The sequence below is a fragment of the Spirosoma jeollabukense genome, assembly GCF_054777855.1.
This window is the reverse complement of record NZ_BAAHAD010000003.1, coordinates 335302-351333: the sequence shown is the minus strand read 5'-3', so window position 1 is coordinate 351333 and position 16032 is coordinate 335302. Positions and strand designations below refer to the sequence as shown.

Genomic DNA, 16032 nt, shown 5'->3' with positions numbered 1-16032 from the left:
ATTATAGCGACAGTCTAAGATCAAGCCCGTGATGTACTAATAGAAAAACGAACAGTCCGATCCAGAGTATATCTACAAAATGCCAGTATAACGTAATTAATTTGAGTTTCAGCCGGTTTGGTGGATTGACGCTGTACACGAAGGAATCAACATAGGGTCGGCGTCGCATGGCTTCGGCCAGGGCAACAGCTAAAAAAATGATGCCAATCAGAATATGAAGCAGATGAATCCCTGAAATGATATAAATAAACCCACCGGCGGGATTCTCCTCCAAACCAATACCTGCCCGAACCATTTGACGCCATCCCCAGCCTTGCAGCATAATGAATAACGTACCAAGTACCAGCGTCGTAGCCAGATTTGTTCGGTAATTCCCAAAGCGTTCGTGCCGAAATGCCTGAATGGCATTGTTAAGCGTAAAACTGCTCAGAATAATCACCAACGTACTAACTAAGAATACGTTGGGTAGTTTTATATCCATCCATCCTGCCCCCGTTCGGCGGATTACGTAAGCAACGAGCAGCATTGTAAAGATCATGACACTGCTTGCAATGCCCAGCCAGACCATAAAGCGGAACGGCTCCCGCCGTTTAGTCACAAAGTTGCTCATATTAGTCACTCCTCAGAAGTCGTCACTTATCAGTAAAACCAGCCATTACTAGCTGACGACTATCTCTATAACTTTCCTTGCCAAACGCTGTAATCCAAAAATTGGTTTGGCACGATTGGTGGCGCGTTGAAAATGCCGTATAGCGTTGATCCCGAGCCAGTCATACTGGCGTAGACAGCACCAGCCTCATAGAGTTCCTGCTTGATTTGGGCCAGAATAGGATACTTCGGGAACAGGCTGTCTTCAAAGTCATTATGAATCGTATCAGGCCAGGTATCGACGGACGCTTGTAACTGATCCTCCAGCGAAATTTCAGGTCGTTGAGGTCTAACCCCGGCATAAGCTTCAGCTGTCGAAATGGCAAGATTTGGATAGACTAACAATATATAATACCCGCTTAGATCAATTTCTGTTTCCAGAAACGTATCACCTTTCTCAATACAATACAAGGGTCGATTCTGGATAAAAAAGGCACAATCGCTACCCAGCAAACGAGCGTAATTTTCCAGTTCTGAAACAGTTAACCTCAAGCTAAAGCGCTCATTCAACAACTTTAGTGTAAATGCGGCATCGGCTGAACCGCCACCCAGACCTGCACCTATGGGCACAATCTTATGAAGGTGCATTTTAACCGGCGGCAAATCGAAATCAGCTTTTAGTACGTTATAAGCCTTGATACACAGATTACTGCCAGCATCTCCAGGAATGGCTAATCCACTACTACTAAACGTAAACTCATCCGCAGGAATTATTTCCAGCACATCGCCCCACCCAACCGGATAAAAGCACGACTGCAGGTTATGAAAGCCATCTGAGCGCTTTTCGGTGATACGTAGGCCAAGATTTATTTTGCTGGTAGGAAAGACGATCACAGGGTAAATGATAAAAGTAAATGATGGCTATTTACGACTATTAAGGTCGTAAATCTGGTTTACACTCCTGGGGAGTTCATGCTGATCGTGCGTGACGAACAGAATAGTTTTCCTGGAAAGACTATCAATTAATCGTCTGGCTAATTCAATATGGCGGGCATCTATTGCCTGAAATGGTTCGTCCAGTAGTAATACCGGCGGATTTTTAAGCAGTGCCCGTACCAATAACACTAGTCGCTGCTCACCTGCCGACAAGGTTCCAAAAGGTCGGCTTATGGTATCTGTAAGTTCGAAATAAGCCAACAGCTCACTTAAATCGACCTCCGTTTCGGCAGAAACCCGTTTGGGAGGAGTAAGGGTATCTGTTAGCCCTGTCAGCGCGACCTGGCGTACTGACAGGTTCTGAGGAAAATAAAGATGTAGTTCGGGCGATACAAATCCAATCCGACGTTTCACATCCCAGATGCTTTCTCCCGATTTACCACGTCGATTACCAAACACGCTGACATCATTGGCATATGCCTGTGGATGATCGCCATAGAGTAAACTGAGCAAGACTGACTTTCCAGCCCCATTTTGCCCCAGCAAAGCCCACCGTTCACCCGCACGGACAGCCCAATCAATGGCATTCAGGATTATCGTATCACCGTAGCGCACAGTTACGTTGTGTAACTGAAATGCTACGTCAAAGTCGGCAGGTCTGGGCTTCGTCTGGAGCTCAGGTAGTGTAGCCGTTGATACGTCCAACGGCTGGGCTACGTAGCTTTCTTTAGCGCCTATCCATTGAACTTCACCGTTATCCAAAGCGATCACATGCGTTACGAATGATGGAATATCAAGTGGATCAGCGACTAACATAAGTGTCAGACCATGATTGATCAGCTCACCTAGCCAATTGGTCAATTCTGTACGGAATCCTTTATCTAAACCAACGAGAGGATTGTCTAGCAACAATACTGCTGGGTGCTTCAATAAGGCTTTGCCAATGCGTGACTTCCGCGTCTGACCATTGGAGAGTTTCAGAAACGAACGATCCAGCAACGGTTTCAGCCCTAACCGCTCAACGAGCAAATCATTTTCAGGCGATTCAGTAAACCGCAGGTAATTGCGTAATGTCGGGATGGATTTATAGGCTGGATCAGTTCCTTCCGGGCTATCGCTCATTGTAGCCTGGTAGCGTTGTTGATAAAAATAACCGCTGTAGGAAAACTGACTTGACTCTTCTTTAAACGAAACCAATTCGGCCGCTGTCCGACGAATCATCATGCTCGGTGCACCGGGCATCACCTGCCCGGCAAGTGTCTGCAAAAGTGTCGTTTTTCCGCTCGCGGTCGGGCCAACAAGTGCCCAGCATTCGCCCGGGTTTAGCTGAAATGTAACATCACGCAGTACTAACTTCCCACCCCGGCGGACAGTCAGTTTGTGTAAAGAAATCAACGCATTCAGATCAGGCATAAAAAAATTGGGGTGATACCTTTACAAAGGTATCACCCCAATTCGCTTCTTGTCGCTTCAAACTAAATTACATAGTGCTGGAGCGAGGCTTTGTTGTTGAAGGAACACTCTTCGTACGAGTCGATCCGTTTCCTGTCGATCCGTTATTCATACGATCTGTAGTGCCCGATTGCATATCCGTAGTAGTACCGGTATTTGTTGTACCGTTGTTCATTGTACCTGTACCGGTGCTATACGTACTACCCGTTCCTGTTGTTGGTGGTACGGTAGTCGTCCCAGTAGTTGGGTTTACCGTACCCGTCGTTCCCATGTTAGTCGGCGTGGTGGTTGACTGATTCTGGTTTGCACCAGTCATTGGCTGTGGCTGGTTAATGCCTGTATTGGTTGGTGGCTGCGTCTGATACGTACCAGAATTTGTTCCGGTGTTCGAGCCATTTGTATATGTACCTGTTGTGCCCGAGCCGGTTGTACCTGTTGTTGTACCTCTTGACCCAGCGTTCGTTGACGTGTTGGTCGTCTGTGCATTTGCATTAAGGGCTAAGCCAGCTACTAGCATACAGCCCATGATCATTACTTTTTTCATAATTGAGTTGAGTGTTATTTTATTCGTTTCTCGATATTCTATAACATAACTCGACTAGTCAAAAAATGTTTAGATATTTTTAATTTTAACCAGCACATTGGCAAGCGTTTATCTAATAAAATATAAAAAAGGGTCAGCAAGCAATACATGCTTACTGACCCTTTAAACTCAAATAAATGATCTATAAGGTACTTTTTTTCATCTCTTTTACCGCAAAATCGGCCGCACGGGCAGTTAATGCCATATATGTTAACGAAGGGTTTACGCAGGAAGCTGATGTCATGCAGGCCCCATCCGTATTAAAGACATTCTTAACGGAATGAAGTTGATTGTGTGCATTCAGCACCGACGTTTTCGGGTCGCGCCCCATCCGGGCAGTCCCCATTTCGTGAATACCAATGCCAGGGTGCTTCGACTCGTCGTTGTAAGGCGTTACATTCTTTATACCAGCGGCTTCGAGCATTTCAGCGGCATCGTTCATCATATCGATGCGCATCTTCCGTTCATTCTCACCATAGGCGGCATCGAATACAATCAGTGGTAAGCCCCACTTATCTTTCTGATCTGGCGAAAGCGTCATACGGTTATTTGGGTCAGCAATCATTTCACCAAAACCGCCGAGGCTCATTGTCCACTGACCAGGCTTGGTCAGACTTTCTTTGAAATCAGCCCCGAAACCGTCGGCACCATTGCCCCGGTTCCAGCCTTCACGACCGGCACCGCCCTGGTAGCCGAAGCCCCGAACGTAGTCGCGTTTATCACCAGCCCAGTTCCGGTAACGGGGTACGTAGACACCATTGGCCCGGCGACCAAAGTAGTATTGATCTTCCATGCCTTCGAACGTTCCGGCAGCACCCACGGCCAAATGGTGGTCCATGATATTACGGCCAAGCTGGTCCGAATCATTACCCATACCATTCGGGAAACGATGCGACTTTGAGTTCATCAGGATAGACGTACTGGCAAATGCTGACGCATTCAGGAAAATAATTCGGGCATAATATTCCCGAACCTCCTTGGTGTTCTGATCAATAATCCGGACACCAGTCGCTTTACCCTTTTTCTCATCGTACAGTACTTCCGACACGATCGAATCAGGCAGCAGCGTTAGTTTTCCGGTCTTAACAGCCGCGGGCAACGTAGCGGCCTGTGTACTGAAATAAGCTCCGTATGGACAACCTCTCATACACTGGTTACGGAACTGGCAAGCTGCCCGGCCCAGATCGTAGTGAAGTTGCTTTGGCTGAGTCAAGTGAGCTGTACGGCCCATTGTTACATGGCGGGCCGGGAACGCTTTTTCAATACGTTTTTTAGCTTCCTTCTCCAGGCAGTTCATCTGCATCGGTGGCAGGAAGTTGCCATCAGGCAGCACATCCAGCCCATCTTTATTACCCGAAATTCCAGCGAATCCTTCTACGTAAGTGTACCAGGGCGCGAGGTCTTCATAACGAATCGGCCAATCGACACCGATACCTTCTTTGGCATTGGCCATGAAGTCCTCTTTGTTCCAGCGATAGCTTTGCCGACCCCACATCAGCGACCGTCCACCCACGTGATAACCGCGAATCCAGTCTACCTTACGTTTTTCGAGGTATGGGTTTTCCTTATCATTTTCGAAATGGTGCCGCCATTCCTCGTTAGCGGTGTAGCCAGTACGCATGTTGGCCCAGTATTCTTCAGCCGCCATGGTTGTGATACGTCCCCGGTGCGGAAAATCCCAGGGATTATTAGTCGCCGTTACGTATCCTTCGATATGTTTGATATCGCGACCACGCTCCAGCATCAGCACTTTCAATCCTTTTTGAGTAAGTTCTTTGGCAGCCCAGCCACCCGAAATACCCGACCCAACGACAATAGCGTCGTAGGTCATATCTTTTTTTGCGTCTATGATTAAATTCATGATGTACAGTCGTAAGGTATAAGCGTCATAAGGTGCAAGTGGCTGACGCAAGTTTTTACTTACGGTTTACCGACTTACTACTCATCACTTTTTTAGATGGCCCACGCCTTCTGGCCGGGTTTGAGCGGAACACACCCATCGTAGCGACCAGGAACGGCTACATATTCGAGCGCCTGTGTTGCACCGATCTCGGACGTGAAATAACCTGTTAGCGTCAAGTCTTTCAGCATGGTGAAGAAAGGCGTATACATTTTTGCCCCTTTATCCCCCGGCATCTGTAAATCAGCCTGTCCATTGTCTACTTTTTTCGCAGCTTTAGCATTGGCCATATCAGCACGCTGCTGTTTGGCTTCCGCTTCCAGCTTTTTAACAACCTCAATACGTTGCGTTGGATCAAGTTGCACAAAGGCTTTACCGTAGGCATCCTGACTGAGTTTGTTCGTCTGGGTAAGCCCATCCAGGAACCGTTGCTGATCGGCAGGCTTGTAGCAGTCTTTCACAATAACGTCAATAATTTCGTTCACCTTGGCTGCTTTTGCGCCAGGCGTGCCTGTCGTCGGGATAATGGTATCGGCCAGTTCCGCGACAGTTGCGTCCTGATCGGCCGTAAAGAAAAGCGGCTTGCCCGTCAGGGCGCGTCGGGCGGCCGACGCTTCGAGCGTATCGGCCAATGCGGGCGACACCAGGCCGGGCAGCGACACAGTGGCGCCAGCCAGCGCGGCTACCCGCATAAGAGCATCTCTTCTGTTCATAGGTTTATAGCAAATTAGACTTTCAAATAGAACGATATATACAAATACAAATGTATAACATTCAATGAATGGATTGTGCAATTTGGAGACGCACTTTTGGCGGATAATTCTATTTAGAACGTAGCTAATTATCAGCCTTAACCGAATGAAGCAAATCAGCCAGATAATACCAAAGTTTCAAAAAATGAATCACAAAAAAGCCGACTCACTCAAACGAGTCGGCTTTTTACAGAAAGGTTTTTTGAATCGTTATCCTACCGCTAACTCCCGTACGGCCAGCCAGCTCATTAATCCAGCGCCAGTCTCCAGAGCCGCTTCGTCGATGTCGAAGGTGGGGGTGTGAACACCCGAAATGATACCACGAGCTTCGTTACGTGTTCCGAGTCGGTAAAAGCAGGAATCGACTACTTGCGAATAGAAGGCGAAGTCTTCGCCCGCCATCCATAAATCGAGGTCAACGACGTTTTCCGAGCCCATGTATTCAACGGCCTGTGCCCGTACACGACGAGTCAATTCGGGATGATTTTTGAGGAAAGGATACCCGTGCACAATCGTAAACTCGCAGGAGCCACTCATTGCTTCGGCAATACCTTCGGCCAGTTTGACCATGCGTTTTTTACCTTCTTCGCGCCATTCTTCGTTCATGCATCGGAACGTGCCCTGAATCGTGACTTCGTTCGGAATTACGTTCGTCACGCCGTCGGCAATAAACCGCCCGAACGACAATACTGACGGACTGGCCGGTGGGCAGTTTCGGCTGATGATCTGCTGGAGCGCCACAATGATGTGCGATGCGATTAAAACCGGATCAACGAGATTATCGGGCATGGCAGCATGACCACCTTTCCCGCGTACAGTCATGTAAATTTCATCGGTGCTGGCCATGTACATGCCTTCGCGAAAGCCAATTTTACCGACCGGAATGTTTGGTGCTACGTGCTGACCGAGCATACTGACAGGGGCCGGGTTTTCCAGAACACCTTCCCTAATCATCATCGATGCACCACCGGGGGCTTTCTCTTCGCCCGGCTGAAATACCAGTTTTACTGTACCGTCAAATTGATCGCGTAATACGTGCAGGATACGCGCTACGCCCAACAGGCTTGCCGTATGTGCATCGTGTCCGCACGCATGCATAACCCCTTCAACAGTAGATTTATACGGTACGTTGTTCGCTTCGTGGATTGGCAACGCATCCATATCGGCTCGCAAGCCAACGACTTTCGAGGTGGCAGAACCGTTGCTCTTGTTCCCCTCAATAAGGGCCACCAGGCCCGTATCGGCTACACCTTCCTGTGGCGTTATGCCAATAGCTTTGAGTTGATCGGCGACAAATCGGGCTGTGTTATGTTCCTGAAACGAGAGTTCGGGATGTGCATGCAGGTGTCTACGAGTCTGAACGATGTCGGCCGCATATTGCCGGGCCAGAGATTTAATGGAATCGAGCATAAGTAATGCGGTGGTGCGGCATTCCGACGGAAAACCGCATTTAGATTTATACTGCGGCTTCCCAGCCGCGTTACTGTGTTGTTATAAACTGATAATCGCTCACAACCGTTTCCAGGAAGGCGCGATTTGACAAACTACTTTGAATACCGGTTACTTCTTTCACTTTATCGGCGGTACGTTCCAGAACATGTTCGTCGGTTCGGCGAAGAACCTCACGAACGATGCTGATGTCCCGGTCGGAAAGCAAGCTAACATCAGAAAACTGCACGATGTAATTCTCAGGGGCAGGGCGATAGACTACGTCCTCTATCGAAACGGGTTGCTTGAGCTTGACAACCGTGGTTCCGGCCGCAATATCGCCCAGGCGTTGGCCCTTACCATTGGCCGCTACCGTAATTATCGGTACAATACCGCCCAAAAATGCTATCGATTCCACAATTCGAAGCAACCAACGTAGTAGATAAGCGCCTAAGCCCGGCTGCGATCCATCGAGCATGACCACCCGAATATTCATAGCGATTTTACCAATGCTCCTACCGTTGAGGAACCATTCCGACGCCAAATCATAGAACACAACGGGTAGCATGGCAATTACCCCATAGAACCTGCCAACATTCAGATTGAGGCCTGCGGCAATGGCCATCATCAGCAGCACCCAGCCAAAAATCACTACGTAGTCAATTAAAGAGGCTATAATCCGGTCACCAACACTGGCAGGCTCATATTCAAGTAAAACGTTCTGAGAAGTGCGGATGGCAAGAGACATGGGGTAGAGTCGTAAGTCAGCAGTCAAAAGTCGTAAGTAAGGTCGTCTAGTCAAAAACTTTTTAGGGAAAACCTATTAACTTAGCCAACTGACCCTTACGACTTATATGCGCGAAGCCCTTTTCGTTAAACGCAACTCCGACAAGTGGCGCGACATCGAACAAAATCCTACGCGAGACCCCGACGAGCTGACAAACCGCTTTGTAGAACTGACTGATGATTTGTCGTACGCCCGGACGTTCTACCCCAATTCGAACGTAACACGCTACCTCAACGGGCTGACCGCCCAGATGCACCGGGGGCTGATGCAGAATAAGCGCGACGATCGCAGTCGATTCGTTACGTTCTGGAAATATGAGTTACCCTTTCTCTTTCAACAGTCGCACCGGCTGCTGGCGCTATCGGCGGGCATTTTTTTGGTGGCGGGTATTCTCGGCTGGTTATCGGCGGCTCATGATGCTACGTTCGTTCGACTGATTCTGGGCGATCAGTACGTGAATATGACGCTCGAAAACATCAAAAAAGGCGATCCGCTGGGGGTGTACAATAGCAGCGATCAGGCGTCGATGTTTATACAGATTACGCTCAATAACATTTACGTAGCGTTCCGAACGTTCATATTTGGCTTGTTCGCGTCCTTTGGCACGATGGCTATGCTGTTCTACAACGGCATCATGCTGGGCTCTTTTCAATATTTTTTCTACGAACGTGGGCTGCTGCTCGACTCCATCCTGAAAATATGGATTCACGGCACGCTCGAAATATCGGCCATTATTATTGCGGGCTGCGCGGGCTTAACCGTCGGCAACAGCCTGCTATTTCCTGGGACATTTTCTCGACTGGAGTCGTTTAAGCGAGGCATTAAACAAGGCTTGAAAATCGCGATTGGGCTAGTACCAATTTTTATCATGGCTGGTTTTCTGGAAAGTTTTATCACCCGGCTAACGCTGCCGCCAGTTGTGAGTGGCGGTATTATTCTGGTTTCGGCTGCTTTTATTAGCTGGTATTTTATTCTGTACCCAATTTCACTTAACCGCAGAATTCCGTCATGATTCAACTTTTCGAGCAGCGCGATTTTGGGAACAAAATCAATGCTACGTTTCAGTATATTACTCAGAATATCAACAGCTTCATCCTGTCTATCATTTACATTGCTGGCCCGCCTGTTTTACTTATGATCGTGGCTGGCAGCTTCCTGATCAGTGATGTTGTCTTGCTGTTTGGGTCGAGCCCGACCAATCCGCTCTGGTTTATGAATGAACTACCAGCCATTCTTGTTATCGGGATTGGTTTTTTGCTGAGTCTATTGGCGGTAAGTCTGACGACCTTTGCTCACCTGAAAGTATACAACCGAAATGCGGGCCAGCCAATTCAGGTATCGCAGGTTTGGGAGGAGGCTAAAGAACACATCGGAGCCGCCATCGTGTTTAACATCCTGTCGACCATCGTAACCATTGTCGCTACGATGTTTTTTGTTTTACCAGGCATTTACGTCGGTGTTGTTCTGAGTCTGGGGGTTCCGGTTCTGGTCTTTGAAAATACGAATTTCGGGCAGACCTGGAACCGATGTTTCGAGCTTATCCGCGACAAGTGGTGGTCTACGTTCGGGCTGGCCCTGGTCATGGGCATTCTTGCCGGACTGCTACGTCTGGCATTTCAGATTCCGGGTTTACTTATTGGTTTCTTATTCAGTGATGTAGCTACCCAGGGCGTTATTGCTATTATCTCGGGGGCAATCAGTTTGCTCGGGGCTTTGCTGCTCAATAGCTTAGTTTACCTGGCCATTGGTTTTCAATACACAAATCTGGTTGAACGGCAGGAAGGCCGAGGAATGATTTCGGCCATTGACTCTATTGGAACCCAACCAACCCAAGCCCGCGAAACGGATGAAGGCATTTTTTAAATTAACGTTTGTTGTTGCCGCGCAAATTACTACGTTGCTTGTAGGCGTGTACTCATTGCCGGTTTCGGCCCAGGTAACTGCGCCCCAAAGCCAAACGGTTTCGCCCCCCGACGACCGTTCGGCGCTACGTGTCCGTTATCCTGATCCTGACCATCTGCATGAGCTGCAAACCGATCGTGATTACCAGTATAACAACGACGCGCCCCCGTCTACCAATCCAATAGCTCGTTTTTTCAATTGGCTCTTCCGTAAAATTTCCCGTTTTCTGGCCAGCAAAGCCTATCAGGACGTTTGGCAGTACGTAATTCTGGCGGGCATAGCTGGTGTCTCTATTTATCTGCTGATGAAAGCCGAGGTGCTGGGTTATTTGTTTCCAAAGAAGGCACAATCGAGCGATCTGGATTACGCAACACTGGAGGAGAATATCCACGAAATCAATTTCGATTCGGCTATTGAGGACGCTATCAACCAGCGAAACTTTCGGCTGGCCGTGCGGCTTCTATACCTGCAAACGCTTAAAAGCCTGACCGACTCGGGCCAGATCAACTATAAACCCGAAAAAACAAATCGTCAGTACGTTTACGAGTTAACTAATTCTCCTCTCCAAGTTGATTTTGAGATCCTTACCCGCCAATTCGAGTTTGTGTGGTATGGCGATTTTCCGGTAGACGAAACGCGGTTCGGGCAAATCAGGCAGCAGTTTCAGCAGTTTAATTCGTCTCGTCCAGCCCCGATACATGATAGATAAGCGCTGGGTTGACGTACATAACCGGCCTTCTTTTTTTACATTTGTAGTCTAATCAGACGAAACTATTGGTAGACGCGTCGTACTTTTTGGCAAATAAACCCGCATTTACCGATTCGGTGATTTTTCGTCTTAGGGAGTTAATTCGTTCTGCATACACAGCATCTCCAATGGTCAGGAGGTTTGTATAGGCCCGATCCCAGTCGCCGTTTGTGTTCAAGGCGGCCGCAATCCGGTCAAACGTAGCGCGCCCCTGATGCAAAATGTCGCAAACGACTACACATACTTTAACGGGTGCTCTGTCGAGTCCTAGCCGATGATGATAGCGGGGCAAATTTGTCTGAAAAAAATCAACCGCCAAACTGACCTGCACTAACCGATTTTGGGGATCGTTCTGTGCCCAGTGTACCATTCGGGCCGCACTTATGGTTTCCTGATTTTCAATTTCTGAAAGCGTAGGATTTAAGTAATCCATTAACCCTTGTGTCGACGTATCATTCTCCAGTTGGGTTAAGGTTTCGTTGCTATTTTTATAATAAATACGGCCCTGGCTCAGTTCCAACCGAGGAAAGTAATCAGCTGCCAGCGGTAACTGAAGTAGCTTTTTCAGGTAGCGCACAAAATCGCCATTGGGTACATGGGCAGCATACTGCATGAAACTGAAGGTAAATTTGGCCCGATCATACGTATTGAGGCAGAAGAAAGATCCTTTACTTTCGACAAAGGCCGTAGGGTTTATAAAATCTGCCCAAAATCCATAGTCGGCTCTGTAGTCGTTGGGATTGTAGGTAAGGCCGGGTTTGGTATCCGTATTAAACAGCCCGAAATTATCCTGGTATTTAGTCCTGTAGGCAATTACAAACCGGCTCTCGCCCGAATTGAGCCGTGTACCATAATAAACCGTTCTACCTGTGGATAAAACAGCAGACGAAATGTTGAACGCGTAGGCCATGTTAAGGAGAGGATTGAATGGTAATGGATTGTATCGTTGAAAGGAACTAACCAAGCACTACGTTGACGTAAGCAAGTGAAATCATTATACGTTATCAATAGAGACGATTGAGCCTGAATCCTGACCGGAAGACGACATCAAAACTGTTGGTATTCAGATCATTCATTTAAAAGTACTATAAGCCATGCCGATACCTAACGACCTCTTATTTAACGGTGAGTCCTTTTAGTATGTAGCGCATCCACCGACTTCGCTAAAGGCCAGACGCCTGCTCCCTGTATCTTAAATAAATGTGCATTTGCAAAACAAGTCGCGAAACGGTAGTATTACAGAGAGAAACTCGATGAGTAAAATCTGTCTGATTCGTTGCCCCTGACCTTGGCTGTCAGAATGCTTGCCTATTCATAACTGTCCTTGCTGAAGCCTAACAAATATCTCTTTATCCTGCTTACTACGGTAGTAGCTTACGTGCTCTATGAGTATTATCGACCGAGGCCAATTAACTGGGAACCAACGTATCAGAATGACGACAAAATTCCGTTCGGAACACAGGCGTTGTTTGAGTTAATGCCTGACATATGGCAAGGGGCACCCATCAAGACGGTTCGCTTGCCGGTCTATAATTTTCTGACAGAAACAAAGCTGCCAACACGTAGCAATTATATGTTCGTGTGCCATGATTTCAATACTGATGGCAACGATCTAAAGAAACTGTTGGCTTATGTCAGTCGTGGGAATAATGTCTTTATTTCTACTTACGTACTGCCTGATTCACTAAGTACGCTATTAGGTTTCAAAGCCGACGAGAAAGACCCACTCAAAGCGGATTCAACGCTACGTCAGAATTTTGTGAACCCTCAGTTAAAGAAGGCGGGTGGCTACAACTTCTTCCACGACGATGGACGTAATTTTCTAAGCATCAGGAAGTCACAGCACATAACGGTACTAGGCCGAAATGTCCGAAATGAACCGACTTTCATCCGGGTACGGTACGGAAAAGGACAATTTTTTATTCACAATTTGCCCTTAGCCTTCACAAATTACTACGTTCTGGATAAGAAGACGTCGGACTATGCATTTAAAGCACTCTCCTATTTGCCGGTTCTGCCGACCTACTGGGACGAATACCAGAATCAGGGGCGCTTCGATAAGGATCAGCAGTCGGTTTTCCGGTATATTCGTTCGCAACCCGCTTTGAACTGGGCGTATTACCTGGTGGCATTTGGACTGCTTTTTTACGCAATCTTTGCTGGAAAACGTACACAACGTATCATCCCGGTGATTGAGCCCCCTAAAAATACTTCGCTGGATTTTGTAAAGACCGTTGGTCAAATGTACTTTCAGCAGGGTAACCACGATAACCTGGCCCGCAAGAAAATTCAGTATTTCCTGGCTGACATCCGCGACCAGTATGGACTAAACACAACCGTACTGGACAGGGAGTTTATGGAAACGTTAAGCCGAAAAAGTGGTACGCCAAGCGATGAAACGGATGAATTAGTGCGACTTCTTCGCAACGCTCAGAAAAGCACTTTGCTATCGGAATATGATTTATTGACCCTAACCAGGGCCATGGAACGATTTAAACAAGCCCTCTGACCGGGCTTCCACTGATTTAGGGATTTACAGGATTTGCGTTCAACGAAAGTCTAGAACAAAATCAGATTAATCCATAAATCGGTGGAATCCTGGCAGGGCCGCCCGCGCGGTCAGACATTCTTTATGGAAAATTTTGAAACTCGATTAGACCTTACGACTCTCACGTCCACTGTCGATGCCATTCGCGCTGAAGTTGGTAAAGTCATTGTTGGCCAGCAAAATACGATCGATTTGTTGTTGACAGCCTTGCTTGCCGATGGACACGTCCTGATTGAAGGCGTGCCGGGTGTCGCTAAAACATTGACGGCCAAGCTGCTGGCCAAAACAATGTCGGTGGGCTTTAGCCGGATTCAATTTACCCCCGACCTGATGCCGTCCGACGTATTGGGAACGTCTGTTTTTATACCCAAAACCGGTGATTTCTCATTCCGGCAAGGGCCCATTTTCTCCAATCTGGTTCTGATCGACGAAATCAACCGGGCTCCGGCCAAAACCCAGGCTGCCTTGTTTGAAGTCATGGAAGAGCGGCAGGTGACGAACGACGGCACTACGTATTATCTCGCCGAACCATTTATGGTGCTGGCCACCCAAAACCCGATCGAACAGGAAGGGACGTATCGACTGCCCGAAGCGCAATTAGACCGGTTTCTTTTCAAAATCGTGGTCGGCTATCCATCGGCAACTGAAGAGATAGACATTCTTCGTGGCCACCATCAGCGCAGAAACCTCGCCGATGCACTCGATGCGGTTCATGAAATACTCACCGCCGACCAGTTAGCTACCTTACGTAGGCAGGTGCATCAGGTGCATGTAGAAGACAAGTTGTTCGACTATATCGCTCAGGTTGTGCAGGGGACACGCGCGAATAAATCACTTTATCTTGGTGCATCACCCCGCGCATCGGTAGCCTTACTAAACAGCGCCAAAGCCCTTGCTACGTTGCGGGGGCGCGATTTCATTACGCCCGAAGACGTTCAGGAACTAGCGGCTCCCGTATTGCGCCATCGGGTGCTGCTTACGCCCGAACGCGAGATGGAAGGCAGCACGGCCGATGATATCGTTGCGCAATTAGTGCAGAAGGTTGAGGTGCCACGATGAAATTTATCCGTCCCTTCTTCGTAGCCACTCGGCTCTGGCTTGTCTTACTGGCTATCGTACTGCTGTTCGTAACGGCCTACGCTTTCCCAATTCTGTTTGCGCTGGCACAGGTTGTCTTTCTGGTTTTTATGTTTTTGATTTTCCTGGATGCCTGGCTACTCTTTCGCGTTAAATCCGGTGCCTTTTTCGCCCGGCGCGAACTGCCAGACCGTCTATCGAATGGCGACGAAAACCCGCTGTCAATTTATCTGGAAAACCGGTACACATTTCGGGCCGCTGTCGATGTAATCGATGAAATTCCGTTCCAGTTCCAACGACGTAACGTATTGTTTCAGGCTAAACTGAACCCGCGCGAAACGCAGGTGCTACGGTATGAACTTCGACCCACTCGGAGAGGGGAATACAGTTTCGGAGCCATTAACGTATTTGTTATGACGCCCTTAGGCTTGCTTAAACGGCGTTACCAGTTTGAGCAGGGTAAAACTGTGGCGGTTTATCCATCGTTTTTGCAGATGCGACACTATGAATTGCTGGCTGCTACCAATCGCCTGAACGAAGTGGGCGTGAAACGAATGCGTCGTATTGGGCACAGCATGGAGTTTGAACAGGTACGCCCCTACGCCACTGGCGATGATGTTCGTACAATTAACTGGAAAGCTACCTCCCGGCGAACTGATCCAAGAGGCACAACGCTCATGATTAATGCCTATCAGGATGAGCGCTCGCAACCTGTTTATTGCCTGATTGATAAAGGACGGGTTATGCAGTCGCCGTTTGATGGACTGACATTGCTCGACTACGCCATTAACGCCAGCTTGGTATTGAGCAACATTGCGCTTATGAAACAGGACCGAGCGGGTATCCTGACCTTCTCCGATCATGTTGGCCAAATCGTGCCCGCCGAACGCCGGTCAGGCCACATGCTCAAAATTCTGGAAGTTCTGTACCGGCAGAAAACCCGCTTTTTGGAAACGGACTATGAGAGTTTGTACGCCACCGTTCGGTCGAATACTCGCCAACGGAGTTTGCTCTTGTTATTCACCAACTTTGAGACCGTGAGCGCTATGCACCGGCAGTTACCCTACCTTCGTCGGCTCGCGAAAGATCACTTACTATTGATCATCTTCTTCGAGAATACAGAACTTCGCAGTTTGCTCGACCAGCCAGCAACAGACACGGAACAGATTTATCTCAAAACGATTGGTGAGAAGTTTTCCTTCGAGAAGAAACAGATTGTGAAGGAGTTAACTCAATACGGCATCCAAACCATTCTAACCGCTCCACAGAATCTGACGGCTAATACCATTAATAAGTATTTAGAGCTGAAAGCCCGTGGCATGATTTGAGGT

General features: G+C 48.1%; 15 protein-coding genes. 6 read left to right on the top strand and 9 right to left on the bottom strand.

From position 1 onward, the window contains the following. Window position 1: 1 nt before the first annotated feature. The 8 genes from ACYVEA_RS15550 to ACYVEA_RS15515 form a co-directional block, all read right to left on the bottom strand. Window positions 2–610, bottom strand: a complete 609-nt coding sequence (locus tag ACYVEA_RS15550; RefSeq protein ID WP_461114362.1) for a cytochrome c oxidase subunit 3 — start codon at window positions 608–610, stop codon at window positions 2–4. 65 nt (window positions 611–675) lie between these two features. Beyond that, window positions 676–1482, bottom strand: a complete 807-nt coding sequence (ispE, locus tag ACYVEA_RS15545; protein ID WP_461114361.1) for a 4-(cytidine 5'-diphospho)-2-C-methyl-D-erythritol kinase — start codon at window positions 1480–1482, stop codon at window positions 676–678. Window positions 1483–1509: 27 nt separating this feature from the next. Then, window positions 1510–2937, bottom strand: a complete 1428-nt coding sequence (locus tag ACYVEA_RS15540) for an ATP-binding cassette domain-containing protein (protein ID WP_461114360.1) — start codon at window positions 2935–2937, stop codon at window positions 1510–1512. A gap of 67 nt (window positions 2938–3004) precedes the next feature. Next, the gene (locus tag ACYVEA_RS15535) at window positions 3005–3520 is read right to left on the bottom strand and encodes a hypothetical protein (RefSeq protein WP_461114359.1); all 516 of its coding nucleotides are present in this window, start codon (window positions 3518–3520) and stop codon (window positions 3005–3007) included. 181 nt (window positions 3521–3701) lie between these two features. Then, window positions 3702–5420 (bottom strand): GMC oxidoreductase, encoded by a 1719-nt coding sequence (locus ACYVEA_RS15530; protein WP_461114358.1) that lies wholly within the window; start codon window positions 5418–5420, stop codon window positions 3702–3704. Window positions 5421–5512: 92 nt separating this feature from the next. Continuing rightward, window positions 5513–6151, bottom strand: a complete 639-nt coding sequence (locus tag ACYVEA_RS15525) for a gluconate 2-dehydrogenase subunit 3 family protein (RefSeq protein ID WP_461114595.1) — start codon at window positions 6149–6151, stop codon at window positions 5513–5515. Between the two features lie 270 nt (window positions 6152–6421). Further along, on the bottom strand, window positions 6422–7621 hold the full coding sequence (locus ACYVEA_RS15520; RefSeq protein ID WP_461114357.1) for a M20 metallopeptidase family protein: 1200 nt from the start codon (window positions 7619–7621) through the stop codon (window positions 6422–6424). Window positions 7622–7691: 70 nt separating this feature from the next. Then, complete coding sequence (locus tag ACYVEA_RS15515) at window positions 7692–8387, bottom strand: RDD family protein (protein WP_461114356.1); 696 nt, start codon at window positions 8385–8387, stop codon at window positions 7692–7694. Between the two features lie 106 nt (window positions 8388–8493). On the opposite strand from ACYVEA_RS15515, the gene ACYVEA_RS15510 reads away from it, so the two are divergent. Genes ACYVEA_RS15510 through ACYVEA_RS15500 form a run of 3 tightly spaced genes read left to right on the top strand, consistent with a single transcriptional unit; the run spans window position 8494 to window position 11037 of the window. After that, complete coding sequence (locus ACYVEA_RS15510) at window positions 8494–9438, top strand: stage II sporulation protein M (protein ID WP_461114355.1); 945 nt, start codon at window positions 8494–8496, stop codon at window positions 9436–9438. Further along, window positions 9435–10289, top strand: a complete 855-nt coding sequence (locus tag ACYVEA_RS15505; RefSeq protein ID WP_461114354.1) for a hypothetical protein — start codon at window positions 9435–9437, stop codon at window positions 10287–10289. Before ACYVEA_RS15510 ends, ACYVEA_RS15505 begins: the two co-directional genes overlap by 4 nt. Beyond that, window positions 10273–11037 (top strand): DUF4129 domain-containing protein, encoded by a 765-nt coding sequence (locus ACYVEA_RS15500; protein WP_461114353.1) that lies wholly within the window; start codon window positions 10273–10275, stop codon window positions 11035–11037. Before ACYVEA_RS15505 ends, ACYVEA_RS15500 begins: the two co-directional genes overlap by 17 nt. Window positions 11038–11089: 52 nt before the next feature. On the opposite strand, the gene ACYVEA_RS15495 is transcribed toward ACYVEA_RS15500, so the two are convergent. After that, on the bottom strand, window positions 11090–11986 hold the full coding sequence (locus ACYVEA_RS15495; RefSeq protein WP_461114352.1) for a hypothetical protein: 897 nt from the start codon (window positions 11984–11986) through the stop codon (window positions 11090–11092). Window positions 11987–12400: 414 nt separating this feature from the next. Here ACYVEA_RS15495 and ACYVEA_RS15490 point away from each other — a divergent pair, with 414 nt between their 5' ends. From ACYVEA_RS15490 to ACYVEA_RS15480, 3 genes are all read left to right on the top strand, one after another. Continuing rightward, on the top strand, window positions 12401–13585 hold the full coding sequence (locus tag ACYVEA_RS15490; RefSeq protein ID WP_461114351.1) for a DUF4350 domain-containing protein: 1185 nt from the start codon (window positions 12401–12403) through the stop codon (window positions 13583–13585). Window positions 13586–13708: 123 nt separating this feature from the next. Then, complete coding sequence (locus ACYVEA_RS15485; protein WP_461114350.1) at window positions 13709–14683, top strand: AAA family ATPase; 975 nt, start codon at window positions 13709–13711, stop codon at window positions 14681–14683. Next, window positions 14680–16029 carry a DUF58 domain-containing protein gene (locus tag ACYVEA_RS15480; RefSeq protein ID WP_461114349.1) on the top strand — a complete coding sequence of 450 codons (1350 nt, stop codon included), beginning with the start codon at window positions 14680–14682 and terminating at the stop codon, window positions 16027–16029. The genes ACYVEA_RS15485 and ACYVEA_RS15480 overlap by 4 nt, the downstream gene beginning before the upstream one ends. Window positions 16030–16032: the final 3 nt, after the last annotated feature.

Excerpts from the sequence above, each read along its gene's own strand:
- ACYVEA_RS15530 (WP_461114358.1), bottom strand. The coding sequence starts at position 5,420 with ATGAATTTAATCATAGACGCAAAAAAAGATATGACCTACGACGCTATT.
- ACYVEA_RS15515 (WP_461114356.1), bottom strand. The coding sequence starts at position 8,387 with ATGTCTCTTGCCATCCGCACTTCTCAGAACGTTTTACTTGAATATGAG.
- ACYVEA_RS15520 (WP_461114357.1), bottom strand. The coding sequence starts at position 7,621 with ATGCTCGATTCCATTAAATCTCTGGCCCGGCAATATGCGGCCGACATC.
- ACYVEA_RS15525 (WP_461114595.1), bottom strand. The coding sequence starts at position 6,151 with ATGCGGGTAGCCGCGCTGGCTGGCGCCACTGTGTCGCTGCCCGGCCTG.
- ACYVEA_RS15535 (WP_461114359.1), bottom strand. The coding sequence starts at position 3,520 with ATGAAAAAAGTAATGATCATGGGCTGTATGCTAGTAGCTGGCTTAGCC.
- ACYVEA_RS15500 (WP_461114353.1), top strand. The coding sequence starts at position 10,273 with ATGAAGGCATTTTTTAAATTAACGTTTGTTGTTGCCGCGCAAATTACT.
- ACYVEA_RS15495 (WP_461114352.1), bottom strand. The coding sequence starts at position 11,986 with ATGGCCTACGCGTTCAACATTTCGTCTGCTGTTTTATCCACAGGTAGA.
- ACYVEA_RS15505 (WP_461114354.1), top strand. The coding sequence starts at position 9,435 with ATGATTCAACTTTTCGAGCAGCGCGATTTTGGGAACAAAATCAATGCT.
- ACYVEA_RS15550 (WP_461114362.1), bottom strand. The coding sequence starts at position 610 with ATGAGCAACTTTGTGACTAAACGGCGGGAGCCGTTCCGCTTTATGGTC.
- ACYVEA_RS15485 (WP_461114350.1), top strand. The coding sequence starts at position 13,709 with ATGGAAAATTTTGAAACTCGATTAGACCTTACGACTCTCACGTCCACT.
- ACYVEA_RS15510 (WP_461114355.1), top strand. The coding sequence starts at position 8,494 with ATGCGCGAAGCCCTTTTCGTTAAACGCAACTCCGACAAGTGGCGCGAC.
- ACYVEA_RS15480 (WP_461114349.1), top strand. The coding sequence starts at position 14,680 with ATGAAATTTATCCGTCCCTTCTTCGTAGCCACTCGGCTCTGGCTTGTC.
- ACYVEA_RS15540 (WP_461114360.1), bottom strand. The coding sequence starts at position 2,937 with ATGCCTGATCTGAATGCGTTGATTTCTTTACACAAACTGACTGTCCGC.